Annotated in this window: 13 protein-coding genes; 12 read left to right on the forward strand and 1 reads right to left on the reverse strand. The window is 43.7% G+C overall.

Annotated features, from left to right (window positions below; all coding sequences use genetic code 11):
* Nucleotides 1–8 precede the first annotated feature (8 nt).
* From nifN to QQK09_RS18260, 6 genes are all read left to right on the forward strand, one after another.
* Nucleotides 9–1385: a nitrogenase iron-molybdenum cofactor biosynthesis protein NifN gene (gene nifN, locus QQK09_RS18235; RefSeq protein ID WP_284205616.1), complete on the forward strand. Its 1377-nt coding sequence runs from the start codon at nucleotides 9–11 to the stop codon at nucleotides 1383–1385.
* Complete coding sequence (locus QQK09_RS18240) at nucleotides 1378–1809, forward strand: NifB/NifX family molybdenum-iron cluster-binding protein (RefSeq protein WP_284205618.1); 432 nt, start codon at nucleotides 1378–1380, stop codon at nucleotides 1807–1809. The genes nifN and QQK09_RS18240 overlap by 8 nt, the downstream gene beginning before the upstream one ends.
* A gap of 46 nt (nucleotides 1810–1855) precedes the next feature.
* On the forward strand, nucleotides 1856–2143 hold the full coding sequence (gene fdxB, locus QQK09_RS18245) for a ferredoxin III, nif-specific (protein ID WP_284205619.1): 288 nt from the start codon (nucleotides 1856–1858) through the stop codon (nucleotides 2141–2143).
* 1293 nt (nucleotides 2144–3436) lie between these two features.
* On the forward strand, nucleotides 3437–3565 hold the full coding sequence (locus QQK09_RS18250; RefSeq protein ID WP_284205620.1) for a hypothetical protein: 129 nt from the start codon (nucleotides 3437–3439) through the stop codon (nucleotides 3563–3565).
* A 351-nt stretch (nucleotides 3566–3916) separates the two neighbouring features.
* A complete protein-coding gene (locus QQK09_RS18255; protein ID WP_284205621.1) occupies nucleotides 3917–4924 on the forward strand; it encodes a DUF4238 domain-containing protein in 1008 nt (335 codons plus the stop codon).
* Between the two features lie 50 nt (nucleotides 4925–4974).
* Nucleotides 4975–5511 carry a DUF924 family protein gene (locus tag QQK09_RS18260; RefSeq protein WP_284205622.1) on the forward strand — a complete coding sequence of 179 codons (537 nt, stop codon included), beginning with the start codon at nucleotides 4975–4977 and terminating at the stop codon, nucleotides 5509–5511.
* A 20-nt stretch (nucleotides 5512–5531) separates the two neighbouring features.
* On the opposite strand, the gene nifA is transcribed toward QQK09_RS18260, so the two are convergent.
* Nucleotides 5532–7127 carry a nif-specific transcriptional activator NifA gene (nifA, locus tag QQK09_RS18265; protein ID WP_284205623.1) on the reverse strand — a complete coding sequence of 532 codons (1596 nt, stop codon included), beginning with the start codon at nucleotides 7125–7127 and terminating at the stop codon, nucleotides 5532–5534.
* A gap of 461 nt (nucleotides 7128–7588) precedes the next feature.
* Between nifA and rsxA the strand changes: the two genes are divergently transcribed.
* From rsxA to QQK09_RS18295, 6 genes are read left to right on the forward strand one after another with little or no spacing between them, the layout of a single operon-like run.
* Entirely contained in the window at nucleotides 7589–8164 is a 576-nt protein-coding gene (gene rsxA / locus QQK09_RS18270; protein ID WP_284205624.1) for an electron transport complex subunit RsxA, read from the forward strand.
* A gap of 11 nt (nucleotides 8165–8175) precedes the next feature.
* Complete coding sequence (locus tag QQK09_RS18275; protein ID WP_284205625.1) at nucleotides 8176–8706, forward strand: RnfABCDGE type electron transport complex subunit B; 531 nt, start codon at nucleotides 8176–8178, stop codon at nucleotides 8704–8706.
* A gap of 14 nt (nucleotides 8707–8720) precedes the next feature.
* Entirely contained in the window at nucleotides 8721–10211 is a 1491-nt protein-coding gene (gene rsxC / locus QQK09_RS18280) for an electron transport complex subunit RsxC (protein WP_284205626.1), read from the forward strand.
* Nucleotides 10212–10214: 3 nt separating this feature from the next.
* Nucleotides 10215–11192 (forward strand): RnfABCDGE type electron transport complex subunit D, encoded by a 978-nt coding sequence (locus tag QQK09_RS18285; RefSeq protein ID WP_284205627.1) that lies wholly within the window; start codon nucleotides 10215–10217, stop codon nucleotides 11190–11192.
* The gene (rsxG, locus tag QQK09_RS18290; RefSeq protein WP_284205628.1) at nucleotides 11189–11923 is read left to right on the forward strand and encodes an electron transport complex subunit RsxG; all 735 of its coding nucleotides are present in this window, start codon (nucleotides 11189–11191) and stop codon (nucleotides 11921–11923) included. Before QQK09_RS18285 ends, rsxG begins: the two co-directional genes overlap by 4 nt.
* A complete protein-coding gene (locus tag QQK09_RS18295) occupies nucleotides 11910–12578 on the forward strand; it encodes an electron transport complex subunit E (RefSeq protein ID WP_284205629.1) in 669 nt (222 codons plus the stop codon). The genes rsxG and QQK09_RS18295 overlap by 14 nt, the downstream gene beginning before the upstream one ends.
* The last annotated feature ends 7 nt before the right edge of the window (nucleotides 12579–12585 follow it).

Below are 12585 nucleotides of genomic sequence, written 5' to 3' on the forward strand. Positions count from 1 at the left end.
AAAACAATATGGCACAGGTAATTCCAAATAAAAAACCACTGGCAGAGCAACCTCTAAAAGTTGGTCAACCACTCGGCGCAGCACTAGCCTTTCTAGGCATGGATAAAGCGATGCCCCTGATGCATGCTGCCCAGGGTTGTAGCGCCTTTGCGAAGGTGTTTTTAATTCAGCACTTTCATGAACCGATTCCGATGCAATCTACCGCAATGGATCCTATCTCCACGGTAATGGGGTCCGATGAAAACTTAAAGCAAGCATTCACCAATATCGCACAAACACACCACCCTAAGTTGATCGGTTTATTAACCTCGGGTTTAACCGAAGCACAAGGGGCAGATATCGAGCAATCGGTACGTTTATTTAAACAGGAAAACAGCAAGTTCAAAAACACCGCGATTGTGCCGGTTAACACCCCCGATTTTTATGGCTCACTGGAGAGTGGTTATGCATCCGCGGTGGAAGCTATGATTTCACATCTAGTACCCAACAAAGCACCGAGTAGCGCACGTCGAAAACGGATCAATATTTTAGTCAGCCATATGCTCACCCCAGGCGATATTGAGCAGCTGAAAAGTTATGTAGAAGCGTTTGGACTGACACCAATTGTGATACCCGATGCCAGTCTGTCACTTGATGGTTACCTAGCTAAACAGGACTTTAATGCGTTATCGCAGGGTGGTGCAACCGTTGAGCAGATCAAAACCGCCGGTCAAGCATTAGCGACCATTGTCATTGGTCGTTCCTTAGAACGAGCCGCTAAGTTATTAATCGAGCGCACTCAAATCCCCACCGAAACCTTTGCACACCTACATACCCTTGAAGAAACAGATCGATTAATAAAATATTTAACTGAACTCAGCGGACGCAAAGTACCAGTCAATATTGAACGCGCTCGCGGTCAATTATGTGATGCGCTAATCGATACCCATACCCAACTGGGTGGAAAAAGTGCCGCATTAGCGATGGAGGCAGATCACCTTACCGCTTTCACCGCCCTATTTGCCTCCATCAATATAAAATTACCGGTATTGATTGCCCCCTGTAACCAACCACAACTTGCTTCACTGCCCGTTGAACAGGTAAAAATAGGCGACCTACAAGACTTACAAGAGTTGGCGATGGAAGCAGATGTAGATCTGTTATTAGGTAACTCCCATGTTAACGCTATTGCCAAAAAGATGAACTTGCCATTACTGCGTATCGGTATCCCTATTCATGATCAGTTTGGCTGTTTTGCAAAAAACAGTATCGGTTATAGCGGCATCCGTAACACCCTGTTTGAACTGTCTAATCTATTACGCCATGAAGTACACAGCATTCCCGTTTATCACTCTCCTCTGAAACAAGATTTAACCCAGATAGAGGCAGGAGTTGAATATGCCTAAACAGCAACAACAGCGTCTCAATATCGCCTTTGCAAGCAGCAATGAAAGCGATCTGGATGAGCATTTTGGTAGTTGTCAGCAACTGTCCATCTACCGCCTATCTCCCGATAGCTGGAAACATATAAAAAGCGTTCAATTTGCAACTGTGCAGGGGCATAACCAGCAAAAAATTGTACAGCGGTTGGCGGTACTCAGCGACTGTTTTGCTGTGTACAGCCTTGCCTGCGGTAACTCCGTTCGCCAACAACTATTAGCACAAGGGACACGCGTAGTGGTTCACCCACAACGTGAAGCTATCGAACAGCTATTAACGCAGATTCAAGCAAACTGGCCAGGGGCGATAGCTCAGCGTCAGAGCAGGCAACGTAACAAAAAGCAGGATGAAAATTATTTTAACCATTTAGCAGAGAGCGAGTGGGAATAGGCTGATTCTGCACAGGAAGCAATTTTAATTAAAAAAGGAGAGAAAAATGGCATTTGTAACAGGATTAACCAAATCAGGACAAAGTTGGACGCCTGAATTTGTAGATAGTTTAGATCAGGCAAACTGTATCGGTTGTGGACGTTGCTACAACGTCTGCACCCGAGATGTATTTGCCCCAGAAGAGATAGAGGTCGATAAGGATGATGAGGGCGATTACGATGATGATGTACGCATGGTGATGGCACTCGCTGATGCAGATAACTGCATCGGTTGTGGCGCCTGCGCAAAAGCCTGCTCCAAGGGTTGTTTTGTGAGTGCCGCACAAAGCTTGTAACGGCAACAATGGGACAACGCGAGTTTTATTATTTAGTTCGCTAATTTAAGCTGCTGATGTCCCTTTCTTTTTTCTTCATCGTAATACTTATTTCCTAAATCATAATTGTTTATTGCTGCTGCTCATAGGAATGACTCCATCGAACTGCAAAACTGTGTTTCGGTTTATCATCATTTACTCTCCAAGAGGCTAAGTATCACTTGCCATAACAAACAATGAATCACTACATAAAATCTATTAACTCATAAATACGTAAACAGATATTACCTTTTGGTTGTGGGTGTTTCGCCTTTGGCGAGTTCATTTTCTTTGAACAGCCAAAGAAAACGGAACCAAAAGAAAGGCTGCCCTAATTATTTTCTGATTTGCACGCCCTGATTGCTTATAACGCACCAGCTCGTACAGCACATCCATGTGCTGACTGAGCTTAGCCGACTGCTCATATCACTATGCTGTCGCATAATTCGCTGCCTACCCTTGCTAAGCAGTCATGCCTTAGCAAGAAAATAAAAAGAGGTCTCTGTTAACCGCAATGGTCACTTTTCGAGGAAGTAGTGTATTTGTTTCGGCTAATGCCTGAGGGAAATTAGCATAAAAGCGTACACACAGAGATTCCGTCACATTTTTCTGATAGAAAGGATCACTTTAGCAAAGGAAATTATGGAGCGAATTGAACGACAGTTCAGATCTATGAGCGGGCTAAGCTCAGCGTCCCCTTTGACTTTCATTAGCGGTTGCATGCACATAGATGTGCATGCAGCCGCGGTGCGTTAAGAAGTGATACTTTTTAGCAGATTAAAAAATGTATCGCAACGGCACTTTTTGGTTACTTTATCTTGCTGTTGAGAAAAAGTGACTCGCCGAGAGGCGAAACCACTGCCTAATAAGCTTAATTACCGACTGGATGAGCGCAGAAGAACAAGGTATTCCGCCCTTGGCACAACAACAAACAAGAGCCTCACTATTTAAAATGTACTCACTAAATACGTAAACAGTTTTTACCTTTTGGTTGTGGGTGTTTCGCCTTTGGCGAGTTCATTTTCTTTGAACAGCCAAAGAAAACGGAACCAAAAGAAAGGCTGCCCCAACCATTTTTTATCTTGCACGTCATGATTACTTATAACGCAACAGCTCGTACAGCACATCCCTGTGCTGAAGCGAGCTTAGCCCCGACCTCCCTGTCGGGGCTTGCTAAGCAATCATGCCTTAACAAGAAAATGGAAGGGGATCCTGTGTACGCATTGTTTTCTATTTTCCCCTACATACCCCCCCCCTCATTTAGAAATAACATAAATGCGTACACATAAGGATTCCGTTTACGTTTTTCTTGATAAATCAATTCCTTTAGCAAGTAACGACATGGATGTCGTTGCTAAGTTCGGCTCCGCACAGGGATGTGCGGTCCGAACTGGTGCGTTATAAAGGGATTTATTTGGCAAGATAAAAAAACGTTTCGGAACGGCATTCTTTGCTTACTTTCTTTTGCTGTTGAAAGAAAGTAATGTCGCCGACAAGGCGAAACCACTGCCTAATAGGTTTAATTACCGACTGGATGAGCGCAGACGAACAAGGTATCACTCTTAATGATTTCATTTTCTTTGCCAATTTCCCTACATTTAGCTTGTTCAAATAACAAACAATGAAGCTAAGCTATTGATCCACTGTTTTAGCGGAGTATTATTAAATCAGTTTTAATAATAAGCTCTATTTCATTATTGCCACAAAATATGGAATAGTTTTACTTATCTATACTGTTATATTTCAGGCGGGGTTATGAAGAATCCAACTAATAAGAATCATTTTAGCCCTACTTTTGCCAATCAAAATTGGACGAGCAAAGAGGAAGGTTGGCATTACAGTTATTATTACTTTTGCGAGAATAGACAATGTGTTGTTGAAGCGCATAAGGATAAAGGTAAAACGGCATGGGGGTTTAAATATAATTTATATTCACAATCTATTGAAGATAAGCTTGATATTGAATTAGAAAATCAAGCCAGCCTACTTTATAAAAAGCTGTTATTGAATGAGTTGTTATCTCCGAATGAAAGAATGAAATGGGGACAGTTTATTATTTCTCAAGCAGTAAGGACTCCAAGTTATTTTAAATATAGGGGAAAGTTAGAAGAATTGAACGGTGGTGATAAATCATATAAAGATGAAATTATTGGTTGCCAGTGGTGTGATGATAACAAGTATATTGCAAATCGAAATTGGATAATTCTTGAAGCTGCTGAGGATGATTACTTTGTGCGAACTGACAACCCTATTTATATGACAGGCTTTCTCAATAATCCAACAACGGCCATATATTACCCTCTGAGTCCAAAAAAATGTTTTGTTGCTTGTTCATTTATTGAAAATATTTATATGCCTAAAGGTATGGAAATACCTCCCCCTAAACAGCAACTCCACAAACTATCAAAAGGTGATGCGGTAAAAATTAACTTTGACATCATAAGGTCAACTTCTAACTCATTAATTGTCGCGAAAAGAAATAACGATTGGGCAACTAATCACATGAATTTACAGTTGCTCGGGGTAGCCCCCCAAATCCCATTTATGTTGTCTACTGCGGATAATGCCATATCGGAATTAGAGCAGATGAATCGAATTATTAATTTAATGAGCATTACTGATAATGTTGAATATTCACAGAACAGAGAATATGAATTAAAACCATTTTATGGTACTGAGTTTTCGATGGGGATTAATCCTTTTTCAGTTTTTGGTGTTACTGATGAGAAATTACGAGAGTTACATCCTGACATTGAAATTTAACAAGCAATTAAAGTTACAACAAAACTTCCAAGCTCAAATGGAGAGTAAGAATGCATAAAAAGATCATCGACTTTTGGTTCAACGAGCTTGAACCAGCTCAGTGGTGGCAAAAAGATCTCGCGCTTGATGCAATGATCCAAAAACGATTTGCTGCATTGCATCAACAAGCAAAAGCTAGCGAGCTTTTTGAGTGGCGTCAAAGCGCATTAGGCAGCCTTGCTGAAGTCATCATTCTCGACCAATTCTCACGTAACATCTATCGCGATAAACCAGAATCTTTCGCCTGCGATCCATTAGGCTTAGCGCTCGCCCAATTTGCAATATCCAAAGGCTTTGACACAGAGTTACCTGCAACACAGCGTAGCTTTTTCTACCTGCCATTTATGCATAGCGAATCTAAATTAATCCATGCTGAAGCCGTCAAACTGTTTGAGTCTTTAGATAACCTACATAACTTAGAATTTGAGCACAAACACAAAGTGATAATCGATCACTTTGGCCGCTATCCACACCGAAATGCTATTTTAGGACGAGTATCAACACCTGAAGAGTGCGAGTTTCTCAAGCAATCAGACTCAAGCTTTTGAGTCATTGAGATAACAGCAACCTAAATCCGTCTTACATGGATATTCATGGTCTGAATGCGGTAAGCGATCTGTCTTGGACTCATGCCTAACAAACGTGCGGCTTTTGCTTGTACCCAGCCCGATTGTTCCAAGGCATTAATCACTCGTTGGCGTTCATCTTCTGCACTCTCACTGATAGAGGCCACCATAGGTTGCGCCACCGCTTGGTTCATTTCAGGCTGTACAGCGCTATTGAGCTGCATACTTGATTGATTGAGCATCACTACATCACGATCAATCAAACCCGATTCACTCATCACTGCCGCACGCTCCAAGCAGTTTTCCAACTCCCTGATATTACCCGGCCAGTTGTGCCCCATTAACAGACGAATGGCACCCTCACTTATTCTTAGGGTGCGACGCTGGCGCTTGGCAATTTTATTTATTAAAAAACGCGCTAAATCGGGTAGGTCGGCCAATTTATCGCGTAGCGCAGGCAGATGGATCGGCATCACATTCAAACGGTAGTAGAGATCTTCACGAAAATCACCACTGCGCACATCCAACTCTAAGGGCCTGTTTGTCGCAGCAACAATACGTACGTCTACCTTAATAGTGGTGTGCCCACCGACTCGCTCAAACTCGCCTTCTTGTAGCACGCGAAGTAGCTTAGCTTGAAAGCTGGCGCTGATCTCCCCAATCTCATCCAGAAATAACGTGCCGCCATCGGCTAACTCAAAGCGTCCTTTGCGCATTTTAACCGCACCAGTAAAGGCGCCTTTTTCATGTCCAAATAGTTCACTTTCCAATAAATTATCAGGCAGCGCAGCACAGTTAAGTTTAATAAAGGGCGCATTAGCACGTGGCGAATTAGCAGCAATTGAGGTGGCAATTAACTCCTTACCCGTACCACTTTCACCTCGGACCAATACCGTGGTATCAAATTTTGCCACCAATTTAACCGCTTCAAATATCTGCTGCATCGCTGCTGTATGTCCGACCATAAAATCGACACCCGGCTGCATATTCGCCTTAGGAGGTTGAGTCGCTTTAAGCTGTAACACCTCATTGTGATTTTGTAGCTCTTGTTTCTCTTGTTGCACGCGTGTTGATAGCTGCAGTGAATTAAGAATTAAATTAGCGACCATCTCTAAAAAGCGCGTACGTGCAGAGAGTTCATTTAAATTACTATTCATTGGCTGAGCAGCAAGCACCCCTTTAGGGTTGGAGCGACTGCCAAGAGGGACACAGATAAGTGGCAGATCATAATCATAGAGACTAAGGCGATCTAAAAAACGCGGATCTTGGGAAACTTTAGCAATCACCTGCGATTCGCCCCGTGCTTGCACATTACCTAAGATACCTTCATTAATGCGGTATCTTATTTTTGAGGCATCACGTATCACCTCAGGATTAGCACCGTGTAACGCTTGTACTAGCATCGCTTGGCGCTCATCATTATAAAGCGTCACCATGCCAAACTGCATTCCCGCCATCTCATGTAAGCAACACAACATCTGCTGAAGTGTCTCTTCCATATTTAATGATTGACTTAAAATAACGCTGATTCGATGCAATGCATTTAACTGACGTTCAGCGTTAAAAACCTGTTGTGAAGTATCAATTGACTCTTCCATACAAAGTCCTATTAATCCATTAATAGAGGATTGGTGAGTTTAAAAATATATGAGAGCGTAAGTTTGCTGTCGTAAAACCCACAATTTGTCTTAACTACATCAGCCGATACGCTCAAGGATGACCACACTATTAATAAGGCAATTAATATACCAAATAAGGGACTACCTACTTCAAATGCCACTTAATTAAATCAACAAATGATCTAAAACAAACAACCATTAGGTTTACATCACCGAATCCCCACCCAACAAAAATTCAACGCGCTGTTTAGGTGCGATTATTTACAAAACTGCCTCATTACTGTGCATTTATTAAGCAACTTTTAATTGGCATATTTATCGCAATAGCTTTATCAGAAATATATTTATCAATCATAAAAAGTATTAGCCATTGATAAATAGGTAAAAGCAAAAAGTTAACCTCAGGTTGTCGTTAAGCCCGGAGTATGAAGGAGAAGAAGATGAGTCAATACCTATTACTACTGCTAACCACCAGCTTGGTAAACAATGTGGTACTCGCACAATTTTTAGGGTTATGCCCTTTTATGGGGGTGTCAAACAAGGTCAGCTCTGCCTTTGGAATGGGTTTAGCGACAACCTTTGTACTTACTCTTTCCTGTGCGGTTGGCTGGATACTAGAGCACTATCTATTAGTTCCTTTAGGGTTAGGTTTTTTACGCTTGCTGAGCTTTATTTTGGTGATCGCGGTATTAGTGCAATTAACCGAAATGATGGTCGCTTACCAAAGCCCCGAACTGCATAAGGTACTCGGTATTTTCCTGCCTTTAATTACCACCAACTGTGCGGTACTCGGTGTTGCGCTACTGACGATTCGTGAACAGTTAGATTTTCTAGAAGCGATACTTTACGGCTTTGGATCCGCACTGGGCTTTACCATTGTGATTGTTATTTTTTCAGGGCTGAGGGAGCGTATGACCCTATGTCGTATTCCCGAGACGATGGAAGGTGCACCGATTGGTTTTATTACCGCAGGCATATTAGCAATGGCGTTTTCTGGCTTTGCCGGATTAGCTTAAAGGAGTTAACCATGGATATTGTAGCGATATTAAGTCTCCCTCTTCTAGCAACAGCGATGGGGTTTGCACTGAGCATAGCAGCGCGTTTTTTTGCGGTAGCGCAAGACCCTATCGTAGATTCAATAAATGAGCTCTTGCCTAATGGTCAGTGTGGTCAATGTGGATTACCCGGTTGTGGACAAGCTGCGATTGCGATGAGTGAGGGAAAATTAGGCCCCGATTGCTGTCCCCCTGGCGGACAAGCACTGGCACAAAAGCTATCGAAACTGCTTAACGTTCCCCTGAGTAATGATGCTGAAACGAAAAGCCTTCCTCAAGTGGTAGAGATTGATCCTGAGCGATGCGATGGCTGCACACGCTGTTTTAAGAAATGCCCCTTTGATGCGATTGTCGGTGCCAATAAACAACTTCATGGTGTATTAAGCGATATCTGTACCGGTTGTGGTATGTGTGTGTCGGTCTGCCCGCAGGATGCCTTTGCCTATAAAACAGATCCTATCTTTAGCAATGGTTGGGCTTGGCCTAAACCAGAATTACATTAATAGGAGGTAGACAGATGCTTTTCTCTAAGAGATTGATTAAGGGCGGTGTTCACCCCAACGGACAAAAAAAGTTAAGCAATAATAATGCAATTGTGAAATTAGCTCCCCCCAAGCGTCTATTTCTTTCACTTAAACAACACTCTGGCGCACCAGCCAAAGCGGTAATACAGGTGGGAGATAAAGTCACTGCAGGGCAGATGATCGCAACAGGTCAAGGTGGTAGTGCGAATATCCACGCGCCATACTCCGGTACAATTGAAAGTATTGCAGAGCATGTTGCGGCGATCCCCGGTGGGGGTAAGCAGACGATGGTGCAACTACTCTGTGATAGCGAGCCTAATAACAATTATATAAAACTTCATCATCACTACCAAAGCCGAGCGGAGTTGATCGATATTATCGCCGATGCGGGCATTGTGGGGATGGGCGGGGCAATATTTCCAGCCGCAACAAAACTGCGCTCTACCCTCAATAAAGAGATTGATACCCTGCTCATTAATGGCTGTGAATGTGAGCCCTACTTAACCTGTGATGACTTAGTTATGCAGGAACAGTGCGTGCAAGTGGTCGGTGGCGTACGCTATCTACTAGAGGCTTGTGCGGCTAAAAAGGCAATTATTGGCGTTGAGGATAATAAGCCACTGGCGCTACAAGCTTTAATCGATGCCACCAGCGAAGATGACAATATCGAGGTACAAACGCTACCCACCCATTACCCAATGGGATCTGCAAAACAGTTTATTCAAGCACTATGCAAGGTAGAGGTTCCCAAGGGCAAACGCTCTACCGATGTTGGTGTATTTGTACAAAATGTAGCGACCTGTGCCGCTATCTATAATGCACTGCGTTTTGGTAATGCGATGACTCAACGCGTGGTGACCTTGAGTGGAGGAGCACTTGAGCAGCCGATGAATATCGAAGCGCCCATCGGCACCTTGATATCAGAACTGGTTGCTACCTGTGGTGGTTTGAAGTTAAGTGCGGCGCGTATTGTTGTTGGTGGTCCGATGATGGGACATACCATCACTAATATGCATAGCCCAATCATGAAAGGCACCAGTGGCATTCTATTTCTTAACGAGGATGAATTACCGCAAACAACCAGTAGCCCCTGCGTGAGTTGCGGACGCTGTGTTGCTGCCTGCCCAATGGGTTTATTACCCAATGCGATGGCGGAATTGATTGCCAATGATGATTTAGAAGCAGCGCAAAAACAGGGATTGAATAGCTGCCTACTTTGCGGTTCCTGTGCCTTTATCTGCCCAGCTTCTCTGCCATTGACCCAATATTTTTCCTACGCAACAACCGAGATCGGACGCCAGAAAAAGATGCAGCAAAAAGCGCAACTCGCACGTCGTTTAAACCAACAACGGACGCGACGACTTGAGCAAGAGGCGATTAAAAAAGCCGCCGAAAAAGCGGCGAAGAAAGCTGCTAGAGCCGCAGGTGGAACGCGACCTCAACGTAGCCCAAGAGTCCCTAAAACCGCTAAGCAGGAGTCCTAATTTATGCCTACATTATTATTAAGCGCCCCCCATGTGCATTCCGGTATGACCGTAAGTCGCCTGATGCGCCAGGTTATTTTAGCCTTGCTTCCAGCATTAGTTTTTGGGTTATACCTGTTTGGTGAGCAAGCATTGATATTAGTAATTGCGTCATTGAGCAGTGGTTTAATTACCGAATGGCTTTGCCAAAAATGTCAGGATAAACCGATCGGTAACTTAATGGATAGCAGCGCTATCGTGACCATCCTGTTACTCGTGATGAGTCTACCACCGCATTTCCCTTGGTATCTCGGTGCGCTAGGTGCTGCGATTGCAGTTATTTTTGGTAAACAGGTTTATGGCGGATTAGGACAAAACCTTTTTAATCCCGCAATGTTAGCGCGTGTAGTACTGCTTATCTCATTTCCCGTTGAGATGACCGACTGGCCATCACCCACCCCAGTATTACCCGCTTTTTCTGGACTCAATGAGCTAATCGACGGTTTTACTGGCGCAACCACCCTAGGTTCAGTGATGGAAACCGGTAGCGCTGTGATTGATATGCAGTTATTTCCACTGCTATTGGGGATTAACCCCGGCAGTTTAGGTGAATCACCTGTTTTATTGTTAATCGGTGGAATATGGATGGCTTACAAAGGGGTGATCGACTGGCGTATCTCGGTTGCTTTATTAGTCGGTTGTTTGCTGCCCTCAACCATCGCATGGGGTTTATCTCCAGAGACGGTGTTAACGCCCATCGCACAACTGGCAAGTGGTGGGCTATTGTTAGCGGCATTGTTTATTGCCACCGATCCAGTTACTAGTCCCACCACGCCAAAGGGACGAATATTGTACGGCTTAGGTTGTGGTGCGTTGATCTTTTTAATCCGTATTTTTGGCGCTTACCCTGAGGGCGCGGCTTTTGCCATCCTACTAATGAACGCAGTGAGTCCTTTGATTGAGAGTGTTACCAAACAGAGAACCTATGGAGAGAGCAAATGAGCATTATCAGCGAGAAAATAAAAAAGACCCATGCTTATCCTGCGTTATTGATGGGCGTAGTTTCACTGCTGGTTTGTAGTCTATTGCTGATCACCCACCAGTTAACAGCGCAACCGATTGCTGATCGACAGCGTGAAGATCTCAGTAAACTACTTAACCAAGTATTACCCGTTGAGGCATACGATAATCAACCTTTAGATCAGCGCTACCAAGAGGAGTTCGAGGGACAAAGCTATCTATTTTACCGTGCACGTATGCAACAAAAGGTCAGTGCAATCATCATATTTACCAGCACATCAGGTTACTCAGGTGAGATCTCTCTGTTAGTGGCGATTAAGGCTGATGGTTCACTGAGTGGCGTACGTGTACTCAGCCATACTGAAACGCCGGGCTTAGGCGATAAAATTGAACTTGCAAAATCAGACTGGATACTCAGCTTTGCAGGTTTATCACTGACCCTTCCCGATTTAACGGGCTGGGCGGTAAAAAAGGATGGAGGCGAGTTTGACGCCTTTACTGGCGCAACCATCACCCCAAGAGCAGTCGTCAAAGGGGTGCACAAAACACTGCAACTGTTTCAGGATAACCGTGCGTTTTTTCTTGAACAGCAAACAGATCCTCAAGCAAGCTCTTCACCTTTAGAAACACAACACAGTGAGCATATTATAAAAGATGCGTTGGTTGATTTAACCGAATACAGAAAACAGAGGAGTTATTATGCAGAGCTATAACTATAAAGAAATTTTTAATAATAACCTGTGGGTTAATAACGTTGTTTTTGCACAGATGCTAGCACTCTGCCCGCTATTAGCTGTAACCAGTGGTGCGACTAATGGCCTAGGCTTAGGGTTAATCACTACCGCGGTGATGATCTTATCTAGCTTACTTATATCGCTGATCCGTCCGTTATTAACGCCACAAGTACGTATTCCTATTTTTATTCTATTGATTGCAGCATTAGTTACTATCGCAGATTTAGCAATGAACGCTTGGTTGCATGAATTGCACAAGGTACTGGGGCTGTTTATTCCGCTGATTGTGACTAACTGTGCCATTTTAGGACGTGCTGAATCCTACGCATCCAAAAACCCCTGGTTTCCCGCCGTCTTTGATGGCTTTACAACTGGCCTTGGTTTCACATTTGCTTTGGTGGTGTTGGGGGGATTTCGTGAAGTTGTAGGTAGCGGAACGCTGTTTGCGAATGCAAGTTTGTTACTCGGTGATAGTTTTTCAATGATTGAGTTAACCCTGATCCCTGATTATCGCGGTATGTTATTGGTTGTCCTGCCCTCAGGTGGATTTATCATGCTCGGTGTTTTGCTAGCGGGGAAACGTCTATTAGATAAAGCTAAGGTGAAAGAGAGCAGTCACTGCAGCGTTGAATAACAACATC

Source organism: Psychromonas marina (genome assembly GCF_030161115.1).
GTDB classification, from domain to species: domain Bacteria; phylum Pseudomonadota; class Gammaproteobacteria; order Enterobacterales; family Psychromonadaceae; genus Psychromonas; species Psychromonas marina.

Coding starts and splice junctions, on each gene's coding strand:
- nifN (WP_284205616.1), top strand. CDS start 9: ATGGCACAGGTAATTCCAAATAAAAAACCACTGGCAGAGCAACCTCTA.
- QQK09_RS18240 (WP_284205618.1), top strand. CDS start 1,378: ATGCCTAAACAGCAACAACAGCGTCTCAATATCGCCTTTGCAAGCAGC.
- fdxB (WP_284205619.1), top strand. CDS start 1,856: ATGGCATTTGTAACAGGATTAACCAAATCAGGACAAAGTTGGACGCCT.
- QQK09_RS18250 (WP_284205620.1), top strand. CDS start 3,437: ATGCGTACACATAAGGATTCCGTTTACGTTTTTCTTGATAAATCAATT.
- QQK09_RS18255 (WP_284205621.1), top strand. CDS start 3,917: ATGAAGAATCCAACTAATAAGAATCATTTTAGCCCTACTTTTGCCAAT.
- QQK09_RS18260 (WP_284205622.1), top strand. CDS start 4,975: ATGCATAAAAAGATCATCGACTTTTGGTTCAACGAGCTTGAACCAGCT.
- nifA (WP_284205623.1), bottom strand. CDS start 7,127: ATGGAAGAGTCAATTGATACTTCACAACAGGTTTTTAACGCTGAACGT.
- rsxA (WP_284205624.1), top strand. CDS start 7,589: ATGAGTCAATACCTATTACTACTGCTAACCACCAGCTTGGTAAACAAT.
- QQK09_RS18275 (WP_284205625.1), top strand. CDS start 8,176: ATGGATATTGTAGCGATATTAAGTCTCCCTCTTCTAGCAACAGCGATG.
- rsxC (WP_284205626.1), top strand. CDS start 8,721: ATGCTTTTCTCTAAGAGATTGATTAAGGGCGGTGTTCACCCCAACGGA.
- QQK09_RS18285 (WP_284205627.1), top strand. CDS start 10,215: ATGCCTACATTATTATTAAGCGCCCCCCATGTGCATTCCGGTATGACC.
- rsxG (WP_284205628.1), top strand. CDS start 11,189: ATGAGCATTATCAGCGAGAAAATAAAAAAGACCCATGCTTATCCTGCG.
- QQK09_RS18295 (WP_284205629.1), top strand. CDS start 11,910: ATGCAGAGCTATAACTATAAAGAAATTTTTAATAATAACCTGTGGGTT.